21 protein-coding genes and 1 riboswitch are annotated in these 24,422 nt (G+C 73.5%); of the genes, 12 read left to right on the top strand and 9 right to left on the bottom strand.

Annotated features, from left to right (window positions below):
- Window positions 1–2: 2 nt before the first annotated feature.
- Window positions 3–197, bottom strand: coding sequence for a hypothetical protein (locus tag BIV23_RS16660; protein WP_071381638.1), 195 nt, complete (start codon window positions 195–197; stop codon window positions 3–5).
- Window positions 198–248: 51 nt separating this feature from the next.
- The gene (locus BIV23_RS16655; RefSeq protein ID WP_071381637.1) at window positions 249–731 is read right to left on the bottom strand and encodes an Asp23/Gls24 family envelope stress response protein; all 483 of its coding nucleotides are present in this window, start codon (window positions 729–731) and stop codon (window positions 249–251) included.
- Window positions 732–878: 147 nt separating this feature from the next.
- On the opposite strand from BIV23_RS16655, the gene BIV23_RS16650 reads away from it, so the two are divergent.
- A complete protein-coding gene (locus tag BIV23_RS16650; RefSeq protein ID WP_071381636.1) occupies window positions 879–1,589 on the top strand; it encodes a nucleopolyhedrovirus P10 family protein in 711 nt (236 codons plus the stop codon).
- A 46-nt stretch (window positions 1,590–1,635) separates the two neighbouring features.
- Here BIV23_RS16650 and BIV23_RS16645 read toward each other — a convergent pair whose 3' ends face one another.
- The 3 genes from BIV23_RS16645 to abc-f all read right to left on the bottom strand — a co-directional run bounded on the left by BIV23_RS16645 (window position 1,636) and on the right by abc-f (window position 4,718).
- Window positions 1,636–2,439 (bottom strand): enoyl-CoA hydratase/isomerase family protein, encoded by an 804-nt coding sequence (locus BIV23_RS16645; protein ID WP_071381635.1) that lies wholly within the window; start codon window positions 2,437–2,439, stop codon window positions 1,636–1,638.
- A gap of 135 nt (window positions 2,440–2,574) precedes the next feature.
- The gene (locus BIV23_RS16640) at window positions 2,575–2,796 is read right to left on the bottom strand and encodes a helix-turn-helix domain-containing protein (RefSeq protein ID WP_004002281.1); all 222 of its coding nucleotides are present in this window, start codon (window positions 2,794–2,796) and stop codon (window positions 2,575–2,577) included.
- Window positions 2,797–3,119: 323 nt separating this feature from the next.
- Window positions 3,120–4,718 carry a ribosomal protection-like ABC-F family protein gene (gene abc-f / locus BIV23_RS16635; protein WP_071381634.1) on the bottom strand — a complete coding sequence of 533 codons (1,599 nt, stop codon included), beginning with the start codon at window positions 4,716–4,718 and terminating at the stop codon, window positions 3,120–3,122.
- Window positions 4,719–4,935: 217 nt separating this feature from the next.
- Between abc-f and BIV23_RS16630 the strand changes: the two genes are divergently transcribed.
- Window positions 4,936–5,349, top strand: a complete 414-nt coding sequence (locus BIV23_RS16630) for a VOC family protein (protein WP_071381633.1) — start codon at window positions 4,936–4,938, stop codon at window positions 5,347–5,349.
- 28 nt (window positions 5,350–5,377) lie between these two features.
- Here BIV23_RS16630 and BIV23_RS16625 read toward each other — a convergent pair whose 3' ends face one another.
- The 3 genes from BIV23_RS16625 to BIV23_RS16615 form a co-directional block, all read right to left on the bottom strand.
- On the bottom strand, window positions 5,378–6,841 hold the full coding sequence (locus tag BIV23_RS16625) for a hypothetical protein (RefSeq protein WP_177239917.1): 1,464 nt from the start codon (window positions 6,839–6,841) through the stop codon (window positions 5,378–5,380).
- A gap of 181 nt (window positions 6,842–7,022) precedes the next feature.
- A complete protein-coding gene (locus BIV23_RS16620) occupies window positions 7,023–8,150 on the bottom strand; it encodes an alpha/beta hydrolase (protein ID WP_071381631.1) in 1,128 nt (375 codons plus the stop codon).
- A gap of 345 nt (window positions 8,151–8,495) precedes the next feature.
- Entirely contained in the window at window positions 8,496–9,158 is a 663-nt protein-coding gene (locus BIV23_RS16615) for a class II aldolase/adducin family protein (RefSeq protein WP_107471183.1), read from the bottom strand.
- A 242-nt stretch (window positions 9,159–9,400) separates the two neighbouring features.
- Here BIV23_RS16615 and BIV23_RS16610 point away from each other — a divergent pair, with 242 nt between their 5' ends.
- From BIV23_RS16610 to cobI, 10 genes are all read left to right on the top strand, one after another.
- Window positions 9,401–10,144, top strand: a complete 744-nt coding sequence (locus tag BIV23_RS16610; protein WP_071381630.1) for a lysozyme — start codon at window positions 9,401–9,403, stop codon at window positions 10,142–10,144.
- 156 nt (window positions 10,145–10,300) lie between these two features.
- Window positions 10,301–11,572 (top strand): inorganic phosphate transporter, encoded by a 1,272-nt coding sequence (locus BIV23_RS16605; RefSeq protein WP_071381629.1) that lies wholly within the window; start codon window positions 10,301–10,303, stop codon window positions 11,570–11,572.
- Window positions 11,573–11,606: 34 nt separating this feature from the next.
- On the top strand, window positions 11,607–11,834 hold the full coding sequence (locus BIV23_RS16600) for a hypothetical protein (protein WP_071381628.1): 228 nt from the start codon (window positions 11,607–11,609) through the stop codon (window positions 11,832–11,834).
- A 132-nt stretch (window positions 11,835–11,966) separates the two neighbouring features.
- Window positions 11,967–12,105, top strand: a riboswitch (cobalamin riboswitch).
- Between the two features lie 107 nt (window positions 12,106–12,212).
- Window positions 12,213–13,175 (top strand): cobalamin biosynthesis protein, encoded by a 963-nt coding sequence (locus tag BIV23_RS16595; RefSeq protein WP_071381627.1) that lies wholly within the window; start codon window positions 12,213–12,215, stop codon window positions 13,173–13,175.
- Window positions 13,172–14,704 (top strand): cobyric acid synthase, encoded by a 1,533-nt coding sequence (locus tag BIV23_RS16590; protein ID WP_071381626.1) that lies wholly within the window; start codon window positions 13,172–13,174, stop codon window positions 14,702–14,704. The genes BIV23_RS16595 and BIV23_RS16590 overlap by 4 nt, the downstream gene beginning before the upstream one ends.
- A complete protein-coding gene (cobN, locus tag BIV23_RS16585; protein WP_107471182.1) occupies window positions 14,701–18,366 on the top strand; it encodes a cobaltochelatase subunit CobN in 3,666 nt (1,221 codons plus the stop codon). The genes BIV23_RS16590 and cobN overlap by 4 nt, the downstream gene beginning before the upstream one ends.
- Window positions 18,363–20,444: a putative cobaltochelatase gene (locus BIV23_RS16580; protein ID WP_071381624.1), complete on the top strand. Its 2,082-nt coding sequence runs from the start codon at window positions 18,363–18,365 to the stop codon at window positions 20,442–20,444. Before cobN ends, BIV23_RS16580 begins: the two co-directional genes overlap by 4 nt.
- The gene (gene cobO, locus BIV23_RS16575; RefSeq protein ID WP_071381623.1) at window positions 20,444–21,043 is read left to right on the top strand and encodes a cob(I)yrinic acid a,c-diamide adenosyltransferase; all 600 of its coding nucleotides are present in this window, start codon (window positions 20,444–20,446) and stop codon (window positions 21,041–21,043) included. The genes BIV23_RS16580 and cobO overlap by 1 nt, the downstream gene beginning before the upstream one ends.
- The gene (locus tag BIV23_RS16570; RefSeq protein WP_177239916.1) at window positions 21,043–22,389 is read left to right on the top strand and encodes a cobyrinic acid a,c-diamide synthase CobB; all 1,347 of its coding nucleotides are present in this window, start codon (window positions 21,043–21,045) and stop codon (window positions 22,387–22,389) included. Before cobO ends, BIV23_RS16570 begins: the two co-directional genes overlap by 1 nt.
- On the top strand, window positions 22,386–23,135 hold the full coding sequence (gene cobI / locus BIV23_RS16565; protein ID WP_071381674.1) for a precorrin-2 C(20)-methyltransferase: 750 nt from the start codon (window positions 22,386–22,388) through the stop codon (window positions 23,133–23,135). Before BIV23_RS16570 ends, cobI begins: the two co-directional genes overlap by 4 nt.
- Window positions 23,136–23,662: 527 nt before the next feature.
- Here the strand turns inward: cobI and BIV23_RS16560 are convergent.
- Entirely contained in the window at window positions 23,663–24,394 is a 732-nt protein-coding gene (locus BIV23_RS16560; protein WP_071381622.1) for a ZIP family metal transporter, read from the bottom strand.
- Between the last annotated feature and the right edge of the window lie 28 nt (window positions 24,395–24,422).

Raw genomic sequence — 24,422 nt, 5'->3', positions numbered from 1 at the left:
CGTCACCGCCGCCGGTCGCGCCGGTCGTCGCGGGTGCGGAAGAGGTCGCCCAGCTCCAGGTCGCCCTCGGCGAACCGGCCGGCGACGAACCCGATCGCGCCCAACGCCGCCACCAGCAGAAAGGCACCGAACCCGCCGAAGTACCCGGCGAATCCCAACGCCATCCCGGCGATCATGCCGACCAGGGCCATGCTCATGCAGCGCTCCTCAGCTCGTCAGCGTGCGGGGTCCGGGGCCGTGCGGTCGGATCACTGGATCCGGGGCTCGGGCTCCTCGTCCTCTTCCTCGGGCAGCTTGACGTCGCTGACGGCGATGTTGACCTCCACGACCTCGAGGCTCGTCATGCGCTCCACGGCGGCGATCACGTTCTCGCGCACCGCACGGGCGACGTCGGCGATCGAGACGCCGTAGTCCACGACGATCTCCAGGTCGAGCGCGGTCTGCACCTCGCCGACCTCGGCCTTGACGCCCCGCGTCACCGACTTGGAGCCGCCCGGCACCCGGTCGCGCACGGCGCCGAAGGTGCGGGCCAGGCCGCTGCCCATGGTGTGCACGCCGACCACGTCCCGGGCCGCGAGCCCGGCGATCTTCTCCACGACGCCGTCCGCGATGGTCGTCCGGCCACGGCCCGCCGGGTCGCCGCCGCCGCGCCGGGTGGCCTTGCGGGTCGACAGCCGCTCCCACTGATCGCCCTCGTGATCGCCCTCGGGGGCCGTCGTCATGTCGGTCATCGCCGTACGTCCCTTTCGGTCGCCGTCTCCCGACCACCGTACGCATGGTTCCCCGCCCGCACACCGGGGATGCGGCAGGCTGGTGGAATGACGGCGGACCGGCGGACTGAGAAGAGGGGGCGGCGCGCAGCGCCTTCGAACAGGGCGGTGGTGGGCGACGGGTGGGCTATTCGGCAGCATGTGGCGGCGGGCAGGCTGCTGCCGCTCGGCGGGGTGCGCGACGGCGCGTGGATCTCGGAGGGGGCGGCCGCGGCCGTGCTGGAGCGTGCGGCGGCGGACGGGGTGCCCGGGGTGCGGCTGGGCGCGCTGCGCATCGGGCTCGCCGATCCGCGGGAGACGCACGAGCCCGTCGTACCGCCCCCGCCGGGCGCGCTGCCGCCGGGTCCCCTACGGGTGACGGCGGACTTCGCGGCGACGGCCGCCGAACCGCTGCCGGCGGTGGCGTCCCGGCTGCGGCAGGTCCTGGCCACGGCCGCGACGGACGGACTCGGCCTGCTGGTGCGGGAGGTGGACCTGCGGGTGACCGATCTGCTGGAGGTGGCGGAGCCGCCCCGGGAGGTACGCCCGCCCCGGCCGGCGGCGGCCGCGGAGCCCACGGACCCCGACGAGGTCCGGGCGGCCGCGGCCGTGCTGTCGGTCCCGGGGGTGACGGGGCTGGCCTCCTCCCTCGGGCGCGGGGTCCGTCTGGAGGAGCGCACGGCCGGTACGACGGCCCTGCCGCACCGGCACGCGCGCGTGGAGCTGACGACCGGCGCGGACCACCGGGCCGTCGACGTGGCCCGGCGGGTCCGCACGGCCGTACGGGAGGCGCTGGAGGACAGGCCGACGGTGACGGTGTCCATCACGGCGGTCGGCTGACCGGCGGGCCCGCATCGCCCTCCCCGGCCCGGCTGTCCTTCGCCCGCTATTCGCCGAGGCCGGCCAGGTCCCGCAGGCGGCGCGCCTGAGCGGCCCGCTCGGCGGCCCGCTGCTCGTCATAGGTCCGGTCGGTGGCACCGCGCAGCAACGCCTTGGTCTCCACGACCGCGTCCCGCGGCGCGGCCACCAGTGCCGCGGCCAAGTCCCGTGCGGCAGCGTCCAGTTGGTCGGCGGGCACGGCGAGATTGGCCAGCCCGGACGCCACCGACTCCTCGGCGCCGACGAACCGTCCGGTGGCGCAGATCTCCAGCGCGCGGGCGTACCCGACGAGACCGACCAGCGGGTGCGTGCCGGTCAGGTCGGGTACGAGGCCGAGGCTGGTCTCGCGCATGGCGAACTGCACGTCGTCCGCGACGACCCGCAGGTCGCACGCGAGCGCGAGTTGGAAGCCGGCCCCGATGGCATGCCCCTGGACGGCGGCGATGGACACGAGGTCGTTGCGCCGCCACCAGGTGAACGCCTCCTGGAACTCGGCGATGCTCGCGTCGAGCCCGGCGTCGTCACGACGCGCGAGATCGATGAAGTTCGGCTCGCCCGGGATCCCCTCCGGGGTGAACATCTGTCGGTCCAGCCCGGCGGAGAAGGACACGCCCTCGCCACGCAGCACGACGACACGGACGGAGCCCGGCAGCAGCCGGCCGGCCTCGGCGAGCGCCCGCCACAGAGCGGGGCTCTGCGCGTTGCGCTTGGCCGGGTTGGTCAGCGTCACCGTGGCGAGCGCGTCGTCGACGGTGAGCCGTACGCCGTCCTTGTCGAGTACAGGAGCGAGGTCCTGGTCGGGCGAAGCCATGGGGCGCCTCCGATGGGTGCGGTCGGTCAGGCATGCCGGCAGTGCCGGGCATGCTTAAGTGACTGCACAGTAACCACCCGGCCGGTCAGACCGCCGACCGGGTGGCCACCATCGAAGCCGATGGGCCGCCCGGAGTCAGGACGATGCGGCCTTCTTGCCTCGGGTCGCTCCGCCACGCCCACGAAGCGTGACGCCCGACTCGCTGAGCATCCGGTGTACGAAGCCATACGAGCGGCCGGTCTCCTCGGCCAGCGCCCGGATGCTCGCACCGGAGTCGTACTTCTTCTTCAGGTCTGCCGCGAGCTTGTCGCGCGCGGCGCCGGTCACCCGGCTGCCCTTCTTCAGAGTCTCGGCCACCCGTGCCTCCTCATGGGAAGTGCGCTCTGGTCTCCTCATGATCACCCCTCCTGGGCGCTATGGCCACCCATTCGGCAAGGTCGGTGGGACATCGTTGTGACGACAGGAGTGGATCCCCACAAGCGGAACTTGATGTTCCAGGAGGTGGTGCCGGTGCGACCGAACGGGTGGATTCACGAAGTACCAGGTCAGCGACGCGAAACGGCCGACCCCTTGGCGATGAAGGGATCGGCCGGAAAATCCGTGTACGACACACCCCGATACGAGGAGATCTCACACAGATGATGGATCACCGATGAGCCGAATGATCCATCCGCAGTGGATCACGCCAGGGCGACGAGGTCCGCGTAGTCGGAGCCCCACAGGTCCTCGACGCCGTCCGGGAGCAGGATGATCCGCTCCGGCTGCAGCGCCTCGACGGCGCCCTCGTCGTGCGTGACGAGGACGACCGCGCCCTTGTAGGTGCGCAGCGCGCCGAGGATCTCCTCGCGGCTCGCGGGGTCGAGGTTGTTGGTCGGCTCGTCGAGCAGGAGCACGTTCGCCGAGGAGACCACCAGGGTCGCCAGGGCGAGCCGGGTCTTCTCGCCGCCGGACAGGACGCCGGCCGGCTTGTCGACGTCGTCGCCGGAGAACAGGAACGAGCCGAGCACCTTGCGCACCTCGACCAGGTCCATGTCGGGGGCCGAGGAGCGCATGTTCTCCAGGACGGTGCGCTCGGGGTCCAGGGTCTCGTGCTCCTGCGCGTAGTAGCCGAGCTTGAGGCCGTGGCCGGGGACGACCTCGCCGGTGTCCGGCGTCTCGACGCCGCCGAGCAGGCGCAGCAGGGTGGTCTTGCCGGCGCCGTTGAGGCCGAGGATGACGACCCGGGAGCCCTTGTCGATGGCGAGGTCGACGTCGGTGAAGATCTCCAGCGAGCCGTACGACTTCGACAGCCCCTCGGCCATCAGCGGGGTCCTGCCGCAGGGCGCGGGCTCCGGGAAACGGAGCTTGGCGACCTTGTCGGACTGGCGGACCGCCTCCAGGCCGGAGAGCAGCTTGTCGGCGCGGCGGGCCATGTTCTGCGCGGCGACCGTCTTGGTGGCCTTGGCGCGCATCTTGTCGGCCTGCGCGTTGAGCGCGGCGGCCTTCTTCTCGGCGTTGGCGCGCTCGCGCTTGCGGCGCTTCTCGTCGGCCTCGCGCTGCTGCTGGTAGAGCTTCCAGCCCATGTTGTAGATGTCGATCTGGGCGCGGTTGGCGTCCAGGTAGAACACCTTGTTGACGACCGTCTCCACCAGGTCGACGTCGTGGCTGATCACGATGAAGCCGCCGCGGTAGGTCTTCAGGTAGTCCCGCAGCCAGATGATCGAGTCCGCGTCGAGGTGGTTGGTCGGCTCGTCGAGGAGCAGGGTGTCCGCGTCCGAGAACAGGATCCGGGCCAGCTCGATACGGCGGCGCTGACCGCCGGAGAGCGTGTGCAGGGGCTGGCCGAGGACGCGGTCGGGCAGGTTGAGCGCGGCGGCGATGGTGGCGGCCTCGGCCTCGGCGGCGTACCCGCCCTTGGTGAGGAACTCGGTCTCCTGGCGCTCGTACTGCTTCAGGGCCTTCTCGCGGGTGGCGCCCTGCCCGTTGGCAATGCGCTGTTCGTTCTCGCGCATCTTGCGGATCAGCACGTCGAGCCCGCGCGCGGACAGGATCCGGTCCCGGGCGAGGACGTCGAGGTCGCCGGTGCGGGGGTCCTGCGGGAGGTAGCCGACCTCGCCGGAGCGGGCGATCTGGCCGCCCGCCGGGATGCCCTCGCCGGCGAGGCACTTGGTGAGGGTGGTCTTGCCGGCGCCGTTGCGGCCGACGAGGCCGATGCGGTCGCCCTTGGCGACACGGAAGGTGGCGTTCTCGATGAGGACGCGCGCACCGGCGCGCAGCTCGATACCGGAGGCGGAGATCACGGACAGACTCCAGGGCGTACAGGAAGGGACGGGCGGACGGCTGAGGGCGTTCGCGCCGTCTAATGCGCGAGGAGAATGGCCATAGGACAAGTCTAACGGGACGGTGCAAGCGGTTTTTCTACGTCCGTGCGTTCGGGCGGCGCTGTCAGTGGTGGCTGCGAGACTGGGCAGGACGCCGCGGAACCGGCGTACGAAGGCGTACCAAGGAGTGATCGGCATGGCGGGCATGGGTGGTGGACGGCCGAGCATCTATCCCTCGCTGCTGTACGCGGACGCGAAGGCGGCGATCCGGCAGCTGACGGAGGCCCTGGGCTTCACGGAGCTGTCGGTGTACGAGACCGAGGGCGGCAAGGTGATGCACGCCGAGCTGGTCCAGGGCCACGGCGCGGTGATGCTCGGCTCCAAGGACCGGGGCGGCCGTTTCGACGCGGCGATGAAGGACGCCGGGCCCGCCGCGGTGTACGTCGTCGTGGACGACGTGGACGCCCACCACCAGCGGGCCCTGGAGCACGGCGTGGAGATCCTCGCGCCCCCGACGGACCAGGACTACGGCGCGCGGGACTACATGGCCCGGGACCTCGAGGGCAACATCTGGAGCTTCGGGACGTACGCCCCCGAGATCGGCGTCTGAGGCGCCGCAGCCGGCCGGGGGCGAGTGCTCAGCCGCCGGTGTGCACCTGGAACGCGGCCCGGCGCACGGCCTTGGCCAGGGCCGGGTCGGGGTGGGCGGCGGCGAGCGCGACGAGGACCTGCACGGTGCGCGGGTGGCCGACGGCGCGGACCTCGTCGAGCAGCTGGGGAACGGTGGGCTGCACCGCGGATTCCAGATGCCGGACCAGCATCGGCGCCTCCCCGTGGTCGGCGACGGCGGCGGCGGTGTCGACCCACAGCCAGGTCGCCTCCTCGCGGGTGAGGACCTCGTGGGCGTCCTCCGGGTCGACCCCGTCGTGCTCGGCGAGCCACAGCAGGGCGTAGGGCCGCAGGGCCGGCTCGTCGACAACCGCGTGCACCTCGGGCTCGGCGGAGCCGCCGACGACGCGCAGCGCCTCGAAGGCCAGGCCGCGCAGCAGGGCGTCCTCGCCGCGCGCGGCGTCGATCAGCTCGGTGACGGCGCCGCCGACGGGCCGCGCGGCGAGCCAGGCCCGGTACTCGGCGCGGGCCGCGTTCGGGCGGAGCTGGGCGCAGCCGCGGAGCATGTCCTCGGCGGACTGCTCGATGTTGCCCGCGGGACTCTGCGCGGCCACGCAGATCTGCTCCAGCTTGACCCACACCGCCCAGCTGCCCAGCGGGGTGAGGGTGGCCTGGTCGTCGCCGTAGGTCAGGGCGCCGACGGCGCCGAGGGCCTCCAGCGCCCAGTCGAGGAGCGGGGGCAGCGGGGTGTCGGCGGCGGGCGCGGAGCCGGACTCGGCCGGCTGCGCGCCCGGGACGACCGGCAGCGCGGCCGCGGGCTCGGCCCCGGTTTCCCCGGGCAGCTCGGTGCCGGGCCCGTAGGAGACCTCGCAGCGCTCGGTGCGCAGTTCGGTGACCCGCTGCTGGAGCAGGTCGAGCAGCTGCGCGCGCGGCACGGGCCCGGCGGACAGCTGGAGGAAGGAGAGCACCTGGGGCATGGCCGAGACGACCTCGGCGACGGCGGCCGGCTCGTGCTCCTCCGGCTCCGGGGAGGCCAGCGACCAGGCGTCGAAGAGGGCGACCCAGCCGCGCAGCACGGCGCTGTCGTCGCGGTCCCAGGCCCGCAGCCGCCAGCCGGGCCGCGCGCTGTCGCCGTGCACCTCGACGAGTCCGGCGAGGCGGGCGGTGTCCCAGTCGGCGCGGACCTGAGCGGCGTTCAGACCGAGATCGGCGGCGGCGCGTTCGGCCGTCGGATCGGAGAGGGTGGCCTTGCCGTCGGCGGTGGCGCCGGGGCTGCCGGAGCCGAGAGCGGTGTCGGCCCAGCGTGCGACGCGGACCGCGCCCGCGAGGCCGGTGCGCGCCATTCTGGCCAGTTCGGCCGGGGCGGGGGTGCCCTCCGGCGGCCGGGGTGCGGGGCGCTGCGGGCGGCGCTGGTTCACGGCTCTGGGGGCGGCGGCCAGGGGTCGCGGTCGGACGAGTCGAAGCCTGGAGTCGCGCGGGATACGGGACGTCACGGGTGCAGTCTTCCGGTTGACGGTCCGAAAACCCAAACGGAATGTCACGGCGGGCGACGGGGCTGGCCAACGCACGAGGTCCGGCGCGGGCCGAGGAGGGCGGATCAGGCCAGTCGTACGACCTTAAACGGAATGCCTGGCACCCGGGCTTTCGGTGCATGCCGGACAGCCGGGACCCCGCTCACACCAGCGGGGTCATGAACCGGCGCAGCCGTTCCTGGTACTCCTGCGGGCCGGCGTTCCACATCGCCGCGTGCGGGGCCCGGGCCACGGTGTGCAGGGCGACGAGATCCGGGCGGCGGGCGGCGAGGCGGCGGGAGTACTCCCAGGGGGCCACCTGGTCGTCGGGGCCGTGGAAGATCAGGGTCGGCACGGTGAGCAGGTCGGGGTCGGTGGGCTCGGCGGCCCGGTCGGCGTACAGGCCGGTGCGGCCCTGGGCGGCGCGCACGGCGAGCGGCAGCAGGGGCGGCGGGGTGTGCCGGGCCCGGGCGAGGGCGCGCAGCGTGGCCTCCCAGCTCAGCACCGGCGAGTCGAGGACCAGCCCGACGACGCGCTCGCGCACCGGGGAGTGCTCGGCGGCGCGCAGGGCCATGGTGGCGCCGGTGGACCAGCCGAGCAGCACGACGCGGCGGGCGCCGTAGCGGACGGCGTAGCGGATCGCCGCGTCCACGTCCCGCCACTCGGTCTCGCCGAGGTGGTTCAGGCCGTCCGGCGGGCGCGGGGCACCGAGGTCGCCTCGGTAGGCGAGGGCGAGGACGGGCACGCGGCGGGAGTGCAGGGGGCCCATGAGGTTCATGGCCTGCTCCCGGGTGGTGCCGAGGCCGTGCACGGCGATCACCCAGGTGTCCCGGGCCGCGGGTACGAACCAGGCGGGCAGGTTGCCGAGTTCGCCGGGTACGTCGATGTCGGCGTGGTCGAGGCCGAGGGCGTCGCCCGGGTTGCCGACGTACAGGTTCGGGGTGAGCCACACCGCGTCACCGGCGGCGAGGGTGCCGTGCGTGACGCGCTCCAGGCGGCGTACGACGGTGTCGGCGCTGTGCTCCGCCCCGTCCAGGACGGGGCCGACGACCGCGTGGGAGCCGTCGCCGGCGAGGCCGTAGGTGCCGGGACGCAGGGAGGCGAGGGCGCGGGTCAGCGTGATCCGGCCGGCGGCCGTGCCGTGCACGGTCAGACGGGGTTCGGTGGGCAGCGGCCGGCCCGCGGGCGCCTTCAGCGCGGCGTCGCTGGCATACCGGCCGGCGGCGACGGACGCCGCACCGGCCGCCAGGACCGCGGTGACTGCCGTGGCGGTCGCTTTGACGGGACGCACCTGTCCAGTGTCGTAGGGGTCGCGGCCACCGGCCAGTGGAGGGGCGGGGCGACGGTGGCGGCGCAAGGGGGGTGGTGTGTGGAGGGCGTGGTGTGTGGAGGGCGTGGGGCACGGAGCCGTGCGGGCGCGGGCCGGGTCGGGGCCGCCGGGCATCGCCGTCGCGGCCGGGCGCGGTGAGGGGCGGAACACGGTGCGCGGAGCCGTGCGTGCGGCTGCGGAATCACCTGGGGGGCGTCCGGGAGGCGCCCCTCGGAATCAGGTAGGCGGGTTCGGGGGGCGGCGCCCCTCCGCATCAGGTGGGCAGAACCCGGAGGCCGGCCGGGTGCGGCGGTGTGCGGCCCGTGTTCACGGTCGCTGGCCGTACCCCCGCAACTTCTCGGCGGCCTCGGTCAATTGAGCCTCCGTCAGCAGGGACGGCGTCAGGCCCGGCACGCTGGACGCCGTCAGCCACAGGCGGCACATCCACTCCAGCTGGGCGGTGCGGTCGTAGGCCTGGTCGAGGGTGGCGCCGTAGGTGACCGTGCCGTGGTTCTGGAGGAGGCAGCCGGAGCGGTCGGTGAGGGCACGGAGCATGTTCCCGGCCAGCTCGTCGGTGCCGTAGGTGGCGTAGGGGGCGACCCGGACGGGGCCGCCGAGCGCGCCGGTCATGTAGTGGACGGGCGGGAGTTCGGGGACGAGCGTGGAGACGGCGGTGGCGTGCACGGCGTGGGTGTGGACGATCGCGCGGGCGTCGGTCGTGCGGTAGACGGCGAGGTGCAGGGGCAGCTCACTGGTCGGCACGAGCGTGCCGAGCACCTGGCGGCCGGTGAGGTCGACGCAGGTGAGGTCGTCCGAAGTGAGCCGGTCGTAGGGCACGCCCGACGGGGTCACGAGCACGCGGTCCCCGACGCGCGCCGAGACGTTGCCCGAGGTGCCGACCACCAGCCCGTCGGTTACAGTCCGCCGCGCCGTCGCGACCAGCTCCGTCCACGTACGTTCCAGTTCCGCGTCCCGCCGCTGCTCAGCCATGCCGTGATCCTGCCAGCCGCGCGGCCCGCACGTGGCCGCTTCCGGGTCGCGCGGGGACGGCGCGGGGATCTCGCGGGGGCACGGGTCACCCGAAAGGCGTCGGCGACCGGAATCACCTACCCCCAAATGGGCGGAAACTGCCTCGAATCGCCGAGAAACAGTCAGGGTTCGACGCTCGCCAGGCCTTGAATGAGCCCTCTTGTTCGCCGGACGCCACACCGTCCGCCGACCCGGGGAGACACATGGCCCGTGTACGCACCCTTCTCCGTCGCCGCGCCGGTGTCCTCGCCGCGGTCACGGCCGCACTCGCCCTCGCGGTGCCCGCAGCCGGCCACCCGGCCGCGGCCTCGGGCCTGCCCCGGGGGCACGACGTCTCCTCGCACCAGAAGCACGTCGGCTGGCAGGCGGCCCGGAACAACGGCGCACGGTTCGTCTACGTCAAGGCGACCGAGGCGACGAGCTACCGCAATCCCTACTTCGCCGAGCAGTACGACGGCTCCCGCGCGGCGGGCCTGGTCCGGGGCGCGTACCACTTCGCGCTGCCGGACAGTTCCTCGGGTACGGCACAGGCCCGGTACTTCGTGCGGCACGGCGGCGACTGGCGGGCGGACGGCTGGACCCTGCCGCCCGCGCTCGACGTCGAATACAACCCGTACAGCAAGAAGCGCAAGTGCTACGGGCTGACGAAGAAGCAGATGGTCCGCTGGATCCGGTCCTTCAGCGACGAGGTGAGGAACGAGACCGGGCGCCGTCCGGTGATCTACACCACCACCCAGTGGTGGAAGCTGTGCACCGGCAACAGCGGCGCGTTCTCCTCCAGCAACCCGCTGTGGATCGCCGGACACGGCACCTCGGGACCAGGGCCGCTGCCGGGCGACTGGCAGTACTGGACGTTCTGGCAGCACGCCACCGACGGCGCCCTGCCGGGTGACCAGGATCTCTTCAACGGCTCGGCCGGCCGGCTGCGGACCTTCGCGCGCGGCTGACAGCCATGGGACGCCCGGGGCGCGGGCGACGGACGGAGACAAGCGGAATCCCATCCGCCCGCCCCGGACACCGCCGCGCCCGCCTCAGTTCACCTTCCGTTCATTCAGGTTGCCTACGTTCGTCCAGCCAATGACCTCGAACGATTGCCTGGGTAAATGGAAAGCTTCTCGCTGATCCTCGCGATTGTGGTGGTAACCGCACTCGCGTTTGATTTCACGAACGGTTTCCACGACACCGCCAACGCGATGGCCACCACCATCTCGACAGGCGCCCTGAAGCCCAAGATCGCAGTTGCCATGTCCGCCGGCCTGAACCTGGTCGGCGCCTTCCTGTCCGTGGAGGTCGCGAACACGATCTCCAAGGGACTCGTCGACGAGAAGGGCATCCGGCCCGAGGTCATCTTCGCCGCCCTGGTCGGCGCGATCCTCTGGAACCTGGTGACCTGGCTGGTGGGCCTCCCGTCCAGTTCCTCGCACGCCCTGATGGGCGGTCTGATCGGTGCCACGGTCGCCTCCGCCGGCCTCGGTGCCGTGCACGGCGACGTGCTGGTGACCAAGGTGCTGCTCCCGGCGGTCGCCGCGCCGATCGTCGCGGGCCTCGCGGCCATGATCGCCACCCGCCTGTCGTACGGCGTCGACAGCAGGACCGGGGACAGGGCCGAGAGCGAGGCCTCCCGCAAGGGCTACCGCGTCGGACAGATCGCCTCCGCCGGTCTGGTCTCCCTGGCCCACGGCACCAACGACGCCCAGAAGACGATGGGCATCATCACCCTCGCGCTGATCGCGGGCGGCGCCATCGCCCCCGGCTCGAACCCTCCCACCTGGGTGATCCTCTCCGCCGGCCTGGCCATCGCGCTCGGCACCTACATCGGCGGCTGGCGCATCATCCGCACCATGGGCACGGGCCTGACCGACCTGGAGCCGCGCCAGGGCTTCGCCGCCCAGACCAGCGCCGCGACCGCCATCCTGGCCTCCTCCCACCTGGGCTTCTCCCTCTCCACCACGCACGTCGTCTCCGGTGCGGTGATGGGCACCGGCGTCGGCCGCAAGGGCGGGGTGGTCCGCTGGTCCACGGCGACCCGCATGCTGGTCGCCTGGATCCTCACGCTCCCGGCCGCCGCGCTGGTCGGCGCGGGCGCCGAGTCCGTCACGGACCTCGGCGACTGGGGCACCGGCGTGGTCGCCGTCTTCCTGGTCGCGTCGAGCGCCGCGATCTGGAAGATGTCCCGCCGCGAGGTCGTCGACCACACCAACGTCGTCGAGGAGACCGAGGTGCCCGCCGGTGTGGTGACCACCGCCATCGCCGCGGTGGCCCCGCCCCCCTCGGGGACGATCAGCGAGGATCTGACGGCCACGATCCCCGCCCCGGCCGGCACCGAGACCACGGCCGCCGCCGCCTCGGTCGCCCCTCCGGCCACCACCGTCTGACCCCGGCCCCCTCGGTTACCAAGGAAGCATCCCCATGAAGATCGACTGGTCGGCCATCGGCTCCGTCTTCGGCGTCAGCCTCGTGTTCACGGTGGGCCTCGTGGTCCTGTTCACCCTCGGCATCAGGGGCCTGACCCGGCGCGAGCAGGCCGCGGCCCAGGGCGACTCCGCCGCCCTCGCCGTCACCGGCGCCTACGTCTGCTTCGCGGCCTGCGCGGCGGCGGTGGCGTACGGCATCTTCCTGATCGTCTCCAAGAACTGACAGAACGGCACCGGCAAAGGCTCCCCTCCGTCCATGACGCAGGGGAGCCTTTGCCATGCCGGGCGGCCACGCGTGTCCCGCGATGTGGGGATCGGCACACTCTCCCCGTGCAGGTCAACGGCAAGTTGACGGCCGTTCCGGGCCCGTGGTGGACTGCCCGGGCCATGTACGGCGGCAGGAGAGGAAGCCGGTGCGAATCCGGCGCGGTCCCGCCACTGTCACCGGGGAAGAACCCCCGGGAGCCAGGAACTCTCACCGCCGAATCTCGTCGAACCAGGGCGCGGACACCCTGAGTGAGGACACCGATCGCCATGCCCGGCTGCCGACCGACAAGGACCGTGACCAGGCCCGCTCCCGCACCCACGGCCGGCTGAGCCGATGGGTGCCGATCGCTCCTACGCGTACGGCGCCGCCGCCGGCCTTCTCGGTGACCTGCTCCTCGGCGACCCGCGCCGTGGGCATCCGGTCGCCGCGTTCGGACGGGTGGCCGCTGCCGTGGAAGGCGTGTTGTGGCGCGACCACCGCGGCTGGGGCACGCTGCACACCGTCGTGTGCGCGGGCGGCGCCGTCGCACTCGGTGCGGCCGCCGCACGCGCCGTGCGCCCCTCCCCCGCCGCCTCCGCCGCGCTGACCGCCGCCGCCGTCTGGTCGGTCGTCGGCGGCACCTCGCTCGCCCGCGAGGCCCGCACCATCGGCCGGGCGCTGGAGCGCGGGGACGTCGAGGCGGCCCGCGCCCGGTTGCCCCACCTGTGCGGCCGGGACCCCCAGTCGCTGGACGCCGACGGGATCGCCCGGGCCGTGGTCGAGTCCGTCGCCGAGAACACCTCGGACGCCGTCGTGGGCGCCCTGGTCTGGGGCGCCGTGGCCGGGGTGCCCGGGCTGCTCGGCTTCCGGGCCGTCAACACCCTGGACGCGATGGTGGGTCACACGTCCCCGCGCCACCGCCGCTACGGCTGGGCCTCCGCCCGCCTCGACGACGTGGCCGGCTGGCCCGGGGCCCGGCTGACCGCCGTACTCGCCGCCGTCGCCGGACCCGACCCGCGCGGCGCCCTGCGCGCCTGGCGGGCCGACGCCCGCAAGCACCCGAGCCCCAACGCCGGGCCCGTGGAGGCCTCGTTCGCGGGCGCGCTCGGCGTCCGCCTGGGCGGGACGCTCTCCTACGGCGGACGGGTCGAGCACCGGCCCGTGCTGGGCGGGGACACCGGGAGGGCCGTCCGGGTCGCCGACATCGACCGGGCGGCGCGGCTCTCCCGCCGCGTCGGCCTGCTCGCGCTCGGCACCACGGTCGCCGCGCGTCTGATCGTCAGCAGCGTCAAGAGCCCGAAGGGACGTGGGAAGTGAACGGGGGACTCCTCGTCGCCGGCACCACCTCCGACGCCGGCAAGAGCGTCGTGACGGCCGGGATCTGCCGGTGGCTGGTGCGCCAGGGCGTGAAGGTCGCGCCGTTCAAGGCGCAGAACATGTCGCTCAACTCCTTCGTGACCCGCGAGGGCGCGGAGATCGGCCGGGCGCAGGCCATGCAGGCCCAGGCGTGCCGGATCGAGCCGACCGCGCTGATGAACCCGGTGCTGCTCAAGCCGGGCGGCGAACAGAGCAGCCAGGTCGTGCTGCTGGGCAGGCCGGTGGGCGAGCTGAGCGCCCGCGGCTATCACGGCGGGCGGCAGCAGCGGCTGCTCGGCACGGTGCTGGACTGCCTGGCGGAGTTGCGGGGCACGTATGACGCGGTGATCTGTGAGGGGGCGGGCAGCCCGGCCGAGATCAATCTGCGCCGGACCGACATCGTGAACATGGGGATCGCGCGGAACGCGCGACTGCCCGTGCTCGTGGTCGGCGACATCGACCGCGGGGGCGTCTTCGCCTCCTTCTTCGGCACCGTCGCCCTGCTCTCGCCCGAGGACCAGGAGCTGGTCGCCGGGTTCCTGGTGAACAAGTTCCGGGGGGACGTGAGCCTTCTGGAGCCCGGGCTCGACATGCTGCACGGCCTCACCGGGCGGCAGACGTACGGCGTTCTCCCCTTCCGGCACGGCCTCGGCATCGACGAGGAGGACGGCCTGCGCGTGTCGCTGCGCGGCACGGTCCGCGAGTCGGCCGTCGTTCCCCCGGTCGGCGAGGACGTGCTCCGGGTCGCCGTCTGCGCGATCCCGCTGATGTCCAACTTCACGGACGTGGACGCGCTCGCCGCCGAACCGGGCGTCGTGGTGCGGTTCGTGGACCGCCCGGAGGAGCTGGCGGACGCCGATCTCGTCGTCGTCCCCGGGACCCGGGGGACGGTCCGGGCCCTGGAGTGGCTGCACGAGCGGGGCCTCGCGGACGCGCTGCGCCGCAGGGCCGCCGAACAGCGGCCCGTCCTCGGCATCTGCGGCGGCTTCCAGATCCTCGGTGAGCACATCGAGGACGAGGTCGAGAGCCGGCGGGGGCAGGTCGACGGGCTCGGGGTGCTGCCCCTAAGGGTGCGGTTCGCCCCCGAGAAGACCCTTGCCCGGCCGGAGGGGGAGGCACTCGGCGAGCGGGTCGAGGGCTACGAGATCCATCACGGGGTCGCCGACGTGACCGGCGGGGACAGGTTCATCTCCGACGGCAGAGGACACAGCCTGGACGGCTGCCGGGTCGGGCAGACCTGGGGCACCCACTGGCACGGCTCGCTGGAGTCGGACGGCTTCCGGCGGGCCTTCCTGCGCGAGGTGGCCGCCGCCGCGGGCCGCCGTTTCGTGCCCGCGCCGGACACCTCCTTCGCCGCGCTGCGCGAGGAGCAGCTCGACCGGCTCGGCGACCTGATCGAACAGCACGCGGACACGGACGCGCTGTGGCGGCTCATCGAGTCGGGCGCGCCGCAAGGACTGCCTTTCATTTCACCGGGAGCGCCCGCATGAGCACAGTGTTGTTGTTGTCCACCGCCGACACGGACCTGCTGGCGGCCCGGGCCTCCGGCGCGGACTTCCGCATCGGCAACCCGACCCGGGTGGACGTCCGGCAGGAGCTGCCGGGGCTGCTGGACGGCGCGGACCTCGCCGTCGTACGGCTGCTCGGCGGCAAGCGGGCCTGGGAGGACGGGCTCGCCGCGCTGAAGGCGGCCGGGATCCCGACGGTGCTGCTGGGCGGCGAGACCGTGCCGGACGCGGAGCTGATGGCCGAGTCCTCGGTGCCGGCCGGTGTGGTCGCGGAGGCGCTGACGTACCTGGTCGAGGGCGGCCCGGCGAACCTGCTGGAGCTGTCCCGGTTCCTGTCGGACACCGTGCTGCTGACCGGCGAGGGCTTCGAGGAGCCGCGGAAGATGCCGGAGTACGGCGTCCACGGCTCGTACGCGGCACGGGACGGCCGCCCGACCGTGGGCGTGCTCTTCTACCGGGCGCACGAGCTGAGCGGCAACACCGCCTTCGTGGACACCCTGTGCGAGGCGATCGAGGCGGCGGGCGCGAACGCCCTTCCCGTGTACTGCGGTTCGCTGCGCGGCGCGGACGCCGGGCTGTACGAGCTGCTGGGCAGGGCCGACGCGCTGGTCGCGACCGTGCTCGCGGCGGGCGGCACGCACGCGTCGCAGGCCTCGGCGGGCGGCGACGAGGAGTCCTGGGACGTCGGCGCCCTCGCCGACCTCGACGTTCCTGTCCTGCAAGGCCTTTGCCTCACCTCCTCTCGCGCCGCGTGGGACGAGTCGGACGCCGCCCTGTCCCCCATGGACGCGGCGATGCAGGTCGCCATCCCGGAGTTCGACGGCCGGCTGATCACCGTGCCCTTCTCCTTCAAGGAGCAGGGTCCGGACGAGGTTCCGGTGTACGTCGCCGACCCCGAGCGGGCCGCGCGCGTGGCCGGAATCGCCCTGCGCCACGCCCGGTTGAAGCACAAGCCGAACGCCGAGAAGAAGATCGCGCTGGTCTTCACCGCGTACCCGACCAAGCACTCGCGGGTCGGCAACGCGGTCGGTCTGGACACGCCCGCGTCGGCGGTGCGGGTGCTGGACGCGTTCCGGGACGCCGGGTACGGGCTCACCGAATACCCGTCCGAGGGCGACGAGTTGATCCACCGGCTCATCGAGGCCGGCGGGCACGACGTCGAGTGGCTGACCGAGGAGCAGCTGGCCGCCGCACCGGCGCGGGTGCCGCTGGCGGACTACCGGGCGTGGTTCGAGAAGCTCGACCCCGATCTCAAGGGGGCCATGACCGAGGCCTGGGGCGAGCCGCCGGGCAGCCTGTACGTCGACGGCGAGGACATCGTGCTGGCGTCCCTGCAGTTCGGGAACGTCGTGGTGATGATCCAGCCGCCGCGCGGCTTCGGGGAGAACCCGATCGCGATCTACCACGACCCCGACATGCCGCCCTCGCACCACTACATGGCGGCCTACCGCTGGCTGGAGGCCGCGCCGTCGGAGGGGGGCTTCGGCGCGGACGCGATCGTGCACATGGGCAAGCACGGCACGATGGAGTGGCTGCCGGGCAAGGGGCTCGGGCTCTCCGGCGGCTGCGCCCCGGACGCCGTCCTCGGGAACCTGCCCCTCGTCTACCCGTTCATCGTGAACGACCCCGGTGAGGGCACCCAGGCCAAGCGGCGCGGGCACGCCACGGTGGTCGACCACCTGGTGCCGCCGATGGCCCGCGCCGACACCTACGGCGACCTGGCCAAGCTGGAGCAGCTGCTCGACGAGTACGCGCTCGTCTCCGACCTGGACCCGGCGAAGGCCCCGGCCGTCCGCGCGCAGATCTGGACGCTGGTGAAGGCGGCCGAGCTGCACCACGACCTGCACGTGGACGAGCAGCCGGGCGACGACGACTTCGACGAGTTCGTCATGCACATCGACGGCTATCTCTGCGAGATCAAGGACGTCCAGATCAGGGACGGTCTGCACATCCTGGGCGGTGGCCCGGTCGGCGAGCCGCGCGTGAACCTGGTGCTGGCCGTGCTGCGGGCTTCCCAGGTGTGGGGCGGTCGGGCGAACGCCCTGCCGGGACTCAGGGCCGCGCTGGCCGCTCATTTCGGGCTGGTCGAGAAGGAGCTGCTGGCCGAGCCGGGCGCACCGGTGAAGGTGCCGGTGGAGCTGACTGACCTGGCCGCAGGCCCGTCCCGGACGGCCGCCGACGCGATCGACCTGCTGGAGCAGCTGTGCCGGGGGATCGCGGAGGGGATGGAGGCGCGGGCATGGGACCGTGCGGTCGTGCCCGCCGTGCTGCGGGGCGTGCTCGGCACCGAACTCCCTGACGCCGCCCGGGTGTTGGAGTTCGCCTGCGAGGAGGTCGTACCCCGGCTGGCGCGCACCACGGACGAGATCGGGCACATCCTGCGGGCGCTGGACGGCGGTTACGTCCCGGCGGGCCCGTCGGGTTCGCCGACCCGTGGCCTCGTGAACGTCCTGCCAACCGGCCGCAACTTCTACTCGGTCGACCCCAAGGCCATTCCGTCCAGGCTGAGTTGGGAGGTCGGGCAGTCGCTCGCCGACTCGCTGGTGCAGCGGTACCTCCAGGACACGGGCGAGTACCCGAAGTCCGTGGGCCTGACGGTCTGGGGCACGTCCGCGATGCGCACCCAGGGCGACGACATCGCCGAGATCCTGGCGCTGCTGGGCTGCCGCCCGGTGTGGGACGACGCCTCGCGCCGGGTGACGGGCTTCGAGATCGTGCCCCCGGCGGAGCTGGGCCGGCCGCGCATCGACGTCACGGTCCGTATCTCCGGCTTCTTCCGGGACGCGTTCCCGCACGTCGTCGGGCTGATCGACGACGCGGTGCGGGCCGTGGCGGAGCTGGACGAGCCCGCGGAAAGCAACTACGTGAAGGCACACGCCGACGAGGACACCGCCGAGCACGGCGACCGGCGCCGCGCGACGGCCCGTGTCTTCGGCTCGAAGCCGGGAGCGTACGGCGCCGGTCTGCTCCCGCTGATCGACGCCCGCAACTGGCGCTCCGACGCGGACCTCGCCGAGGTGTACGCGGTCTGGGGCGGCTACGCCTACGGGCGCGGGCTCGACGGACGGGCGGCGCGCGGCGACATGGAGACCGCGTTCAGGCGGATCGCGGTGGCGGCGAAGAACGTCGACACCCGCGAGCACGACCTGGTCGACGCGGACGACTACTTCCAGTACCACGGCGGCATGGTCGCCATGGTCCGGCATCTGACCGGCGCCAACCCCGAGGCGTACGTGGGTGATTCGGCCGTACCGGACCAGGTGCGGACGCGGACGCTGGGCGAGGAGACGCACCGCGTCTTCCGGGCCCGGGTGGTCAACCCGCGCTGGATGGCGGCCATGCGCCGGCACGGCTACAAGGGCGCCTTCGAGATGGCGGCGACCGTGGACTACCTGTTCGGCTACGACGCGACCGCGGGCGTGGTCGACGACTGGATGTACGAGAAGCTCAGCGCGGAGTACGTCTTCGACCCGGAGAACCGGGACTTCATGAAGAAGTCCAACCCGTGGGCGCTGCGCGGCGTCACCGAGCGGCTCCTGGAGGCCGCGGACCGGGGCCTGTGGGCCGAGCCGGACGCGGACACACTGGAGCGGCTGCGCGCCACCTACCTGGAGCTGGAAGGCGACCTGGAGGGAGACCAGTGAGCACCCCCTTCCCCTTTACGGCCGTGGTCGGCCAGGACGACCTGCGGCTCGCGCTGCTGCTGAACGCCGTCAGCCCCGCCGTCGGCGGTGTCCTGGTGCGCGGCGAGAAGGGTACGGCCAAGTCGACGGCCGTGCGCGCCCTTTCGGCGCTGCTGCCCGAGGTGGCCGTCGTCCCCGGCTGCCGGTTCTCCTGCGACCCGTCGGCACCGGACCCGGGCTGTCCCGACGGCCCGCACGGGCCGGCACCGGGTACGGCACGGCCGGCGCGGATGGTCGAACTGCCCGTCGGCGCCTCCGAGGACCGCCTCGTCGGCGCCCTCGACATCGAGCGCGCGCTCGCGGAGGGCGTGAAGGCGTTCGAGCCGGGCCTGCTGGCCGACGCGCACCGGGGCATCCTGTACGTCGACGAGGTCAACCTCCTCCACGACCACCTGGTCGACCTGCTGCTGGACGCGGCGGCGATGGGCGCCTCGCACGTGGAGCGCGAGGGCGTCTCCGTGCGGCACGCGGCCCGGTTCCTGCTCGTCGGCACGATGAACCCCGAGGAGGGCGAGCTGCGGCCGCAGCTGCTGGACCGGTTCGGGCTGACCGTGGAGGTCGCGGCCTCCCGCGAGCCCGACCAGCGGGTGGAGGTCGTCCGGCGCCGGCTGGCCTACGACGACGATCCGGCCGGCTTCGCCGCGCGGTGGACGGACGAGGAGGCCGCCGTACGGCAACGGATCGTCGTGGCACGGGAGTTGCTGCCGCAGGTGCGTCTCGGCGACGGTGCGCTGCGGCAGATCGCGGCGACCTGCGCGGCCTTCGAGGTGGACGGTATGCGGGCCGACATCGTGATGGCCCGTACGGCGACGGCGCTGGCCGCGTGGGCCGGGCGGACGGATGTGCTGGCGGAGGACGTACGGCAGGCGGCGCTGCTCGCGCTGCCGCACCGCAGGCGCCGTAATCCGTTCGACGCTCCCGGTCTGGACGAGGACAAGCTGGACGAGACGCTGGAGGAGTTCTCCGGGGAGTCCCCCGAGGACGATCCCGACCCCGACGGTCCTGGTGGGGGCGGTGGCCGGCCCCGGCCCGACTCCGGTCCGCAGGGGGGCGGGGACGCGTCCGCGCGCCCGGAGACCGGTGAGGAGGGGGAACCGCGGGCGGCCGGGTCGGCCCGGGAGCAGTCGGCCGTACGGGCCGCCGAGCCGTTCCGCACCAAGGTGCTGAGCGTGCCCGGGATCGGCGAGGGTGCCGCCGGGCGGCGCTCGCGGGCACGGACCGAACACGGGCGGACCACCGGGTCCCGGCGGCCCCGGGGCGCGCTGACCAAGCTGCATCTGGCCGCCACCGTGCAGGCGGCGGCCCCGCACCAGCGGGCGCGCGGCCGGTCCGGACCGGGGCTGGTGATCCGCCGGGACGATCTGCGGCAGGCGACGCGGGAGGGGCGCGAGGGCAACCTCGTGCTGTTCGTGGTCGACGCCTCGGGCTCGATGGCGGCGCGGCAGCGGATGAGCGCGGTGAAGGGTGCCGTGCTGTCGCTGCTGCTGGACGCCTATCAGCGGCGGGACAAGGTGGGTCTGGTGACCTTCCGGGGGTCCGGCGCGGAGGTGGCGCTGCCGCCGACGTCGTCCGTGGACGCGGCCGCCGTACGGCTGGAGTCGCTGCCGACGGGCGGTCGTACGCCGCTGGCGGCCGGACTGCTCAGGGCGCACGAGGTGCTGCGCGTGGAGCGGCTGCGGGATCCGGCGCGACGGGCGCTGGTCGTGGTGGTGACCGACGGGCGGGCGACAGACGGAGGGGCGGCGCGATGGGGGTCCCCCCAGGCTTTCGGCTCTGGGGGAGCCTCCGGCCGGGGTGGTGGTCGGGTGACGGGTGGGACCGATCCGGTGGCGCTGGCCGGGAGGGCGGCGCGGCTGTTCGCGGCCGAGGGGGTCGCGTCGGTGGTCGTGGACTGCGAGTCGGGGCCGGTGCGGCTGGGGCTGGCCGGGCAGCTCGCGGGTGAGCTCGGCGGTACGGCCGTCACGCTGGACGAGCTGCGGGCGGACTCGATCGCCGGGCTGGTCAGGGATGTGCAGGGGACGTCGAGGAGGGCCGCGTAGTGCCGCAGGGACAGCCGAGTGTCGTACCGGACGACGGCCTGACGACCCGTCAGCGTCGCAATCGTCCGCTGGTCGTCGTGCACACCGGCATCGGCAAGGGCAAGTCCACCGCCGCGTTCGGGCTCGCGCTGCGCGCCTGGAACCAGGGGTGGCCGATCGGGGTGTTCCAGTTCGTCAAGTCGGCGAAGTGGAAGGTCGGCGAGGAGAACGCGCTGCGCGTGCTCGGCGCCTCCGGCGAGGGCGGCACCGTCGACTGGCACAAGATGGGCGAGGGCTGGTCCTGGGTCCAGCGCGACGCCCAGATGGACAACGAGGAGAAGGCGCGGGAGGGCTGGGAGCAGGTCAAGCGGGACCTGGCGGCCGAGACGTACCGGCTGTACGTGCTGGACGAGTTCGCGTACCCCATGCACTGGGGCTGGGTCGACATCGACGAGGTCGTGGACGTGCTGCGGAACCGGCCGGGCACCCAGCATGTGGTGATCACCGGGCGGAACGCGCCCGAGAAGCTGGTGGACTTCGCGGATCTCGTCACCGACATGTCGAAGGTCAAGCACCCCATGGACGTGGGGCAGAAGGGCCAGAAGGGCATCGAGTGGTGATGTCGTCGGTGCCACGGCTGGTCATCGCCGCACCCTCGTCGGGCAGCGGCAAGACCACCGTGGCCACGGGGCTGATGGCCGCGTTCGCCGCGCGGGGGCTCGCCGTGTCGCCGCACAAGGTCGGGCCGGACTACATCGACCCCGGGTACCACGCGCTCGCGACCGGCCGGGTCGGGCGGAACCTGGACGCCTACCTGTGCGGGCCGGAGCTGGTCGCTCCGCTGTTCCTGCACGGGGCGCGGGGCTGCGACCTGGCCGTGGTCGAGGGCGTGATGGGGCTGTACGACGGGGCGGCGGGGGAAGGCGAACTGGCCTCCACCGCTCATGTCGCGAAGCTGCTGCGGGCGCCGGTGGTGCTGGTGGTCGACGCCTCGTCGCAGTCGCGGTCGGTGGCGGCGCTGGTGCACGGGTTCGCTTCGTGGGATCCGGAGGTGCGGGTCGGGGGCGTGATCCTGAACAAGGTCGCGTCCGACCGGCACGAGGAGCTGCTGCGGGAGGCGTTGGATTCGGCGGGGGTGCCGGTGCTGGGCGCCCTGCGGAGGGCTCCGCAGGTGGACACGCCGTCGCGGCATCTGGGGTTGGTGCCCGTCGCCGAGCGGCGGGCCGAGGCCGTGGACGCGGTGGCGGCGATGGCCGCGCAGGTCGAGCGAGGTTGTGATCTCGAAGCCCTGCTCGGACTGGCTCGGAGCGCGGGAACACTGTCAGGCGCGCCGTGGGAACCGTCCGTCGGCACGACAGGCAGGCGTACGGTCGTCGCCCTCGCCGGCGGTCCCGCCTTCACCTTCTCCTACGCCGAGCACACCGAACTGCTCACCGCCGCCGGTGCCGAGGTCGTCACCTTCGACCCGCTCCGCGACGAGCAACTGCCCGGGGGAACGGCCGGGTTGGTGATCGGCGGGGGATTTCCCGAGGTGTACGCCGACGAGCTGTCCGCCAACGAGCCGCTGCGGAAGGCCGTGGCGGAACTGGCGCTGGGCGGTGCCCCGGTCGCCGCCGAGTGCGCCGGACTGCTGTATCTCTGCCGGGAGTTGGACGGCAGGCCGATGTGCGGGGTGCTCGATGCCACCGCGCGGATGTCGGAGCGGCTCACCCTCGGCTACCGGGACGCCGTGGCCGTCGGCGACAGTGCGCTGGCCGTCGCCGGGACGCGGATGCGGGGGCACGAGTTCCACCGCACGGTCGTCGAGCCGGGTGCCGGTGCGGCTCCCGCCTGGGGGGTCAGGACGCCCGTGCGGCGGTTGGAAGGTTTCGTACAGCGGGGTGTGCACGCGAGTTATCTGCACACGCACTGGGCGGCCGAGCCCGGTGTGGCCCATCGGTTCGTGGAGAGGTGCCGGACGTCATGAGCAGCAGACTGATCGGAGTCGGGGTCGGTCCCGGTGATCCGGAGCTGGTGACGGTCAAGGGGGTCAACGCGCTGCGCGCGGCCGATGTCGTCGTCGTACCCGTCATGGCCGCGCCTGACGGAAGAGACGGGGGCGAGCCGGGGCGAGCCGAGGCGACCGTGTTGCACTACGTGCCCGCCGAGAAGGTCGTCCGGGTGGTGTTCGCGCTGAACGAGCGGACCGACCGGGCACGCCGGGAGGCGGCCTGGGACGCGGCGGGCGAGCGGGTCGCCGAGTCGCTGCGGGCACACGGTTGCGTCGCCTTCGCCACCATCGGCGATCCCAACGTGTACTCGACGTTCACGTATCTCGCGCAGACCATCGTGGAGCTCGTGCCGGACGTGGTCGTGGAGACCGTGCCCGGGATCACCGCGATGCAGGATCTCGCGGCGCGCTCGGGAGCCGTGCTGACGGAGGGCACCGAGCCGCTGACCCTCGTACCGGTCACGGCCGGGTCCGCCGTGCTCAAGGACGCGCTGGCCGGGCCGGGGACGGTCGTGGCGTACAAGTTCGGCCGACAGGCCGCCGAGGTGGCCGAGGCCCTCGCGGAGACCGGGCGGATCGAGGAGGCCGTGTGGGGCTCGGCGCTCGGGCTGCCGGAGGAGTCGGTGCGGCCGGCCGCCGAACTGGACGGGGAGCCGCTGCCGTACCTCTCCACGCTGATCGCGCCGCCACGCCGCGACAGCGGACGGGGCGGCAAACTGTGACCCCTGCGGCCACCCACCGGCCCGACCGGGCCACCGGCCGGCCCGCCGGACACCCGGTCGCCGGGACCACCGAGCCCCCGGTCGGTCGGGCCGTCCGCCCTGCCGATCACCGGGCCCGCCGGCCCGCCGGACGCCAGGCCCCGGAGCACCGGGCCGCCGAGCACCTGGTCGCCCGGGCCATCGGACACCAGACCACCGAGCCCCCGGCCGACCGGGCCGTCCGCCCTGCCGGTCACCGGGCCTGCCGGGCCACCGGTCGCCGGTTTGACCGGGCCGTCGGTCACCAAGCCACCGGACACCCTGTCGACCAGGCTGACGGACACCCGATCGGTCCCCGGACCGCCGGACACCCGATCGGCCAGGCCGACAGAGACCCCATCCACTCGGCGGCCGGACACCCGACCGGTCCAGCCCCCGGGCACCCGGCCGAGCCGACCACCGGATACCTGGTCACCCCCGCCCCGGGGCACCCGCTCACCCCGGTCGGCGGTCGTCCGTCCGGTCGGGTCGCAGGGGTGGGTGGCGGCTCAGCCGGCGGAGATGCCGACCACCAGCCAGATGAAGGCCGCGCCGGCCACCGTGCACAGGAGGGTGGAGCGCGCCGGGTGTTCGTGGTGGGCCTCGGGGAGGATCTCGGCGGCGGCGAGGTAGAGCAGGACGCCGCCGAAGAGGCCCAGATAGCCGCCGAGCACCGGTTCGGGGATGTGGACGAACGCCGTCGACAGCGCGCCCAGCAGCGGTGCGCAGGCGTCGGCCACCAGCATCGCCACGGCCCGGCGGCGGGCGTTGCCGTACAGGCTCGTGAGGGTGAAGGTGTTGAAGCCGTCGGCGAAGTCGTGCGCGATCACGGCGAGCGCGACGGCCGCGCCCATGCCGCCGCCCACCTGGAAGGCCGCGCCGATCGCCACTCCGTCCATGAAGCTGTGGCCGACCATCGCGCCGGCCGCCGCCAGGCCCACCTCGGGCGCCCGGTGGTGGCCCTCGTCGCCGCCGTGGGCGGCCTGGCGCGCGGCCAGGGTGCGTTCCACCAGATGGGCCAGCAGGAAGCCGGCCACGAAGAGCAGCAGGGCGGCGGGGACGCCGAAGATCTCGCGGTCGGCGGCGTGCAGCGCCTCCGGCAGCAGGTCCAGGCCGACCACGCCCAGCATCAGACCGCCGGCCAGGCCCAGGACCAGGTGCCGACGGTCGGTCACGCGCTGAGCCGTCCAGCCGCCGGCCAGCGTCATCAGGAACGCGCCGAGCGCGACGAAGACCGCCATAGGGACTTGCTATCCGATCGAGGCGCCT

The organism is Streptomyces monashensis, assembly GCF_001866665.1.
Lineage (GTDB): Bacteria > Actinomycetota > Actinomycetes > Streptomycetales > Streptomycetaceae > Streptomyces > Streptomyces monashensis.
Note: the sequence above shows the minus strand (reverse complement) of the source record. Positions and strands in the feature narration are given on the sequence as shown.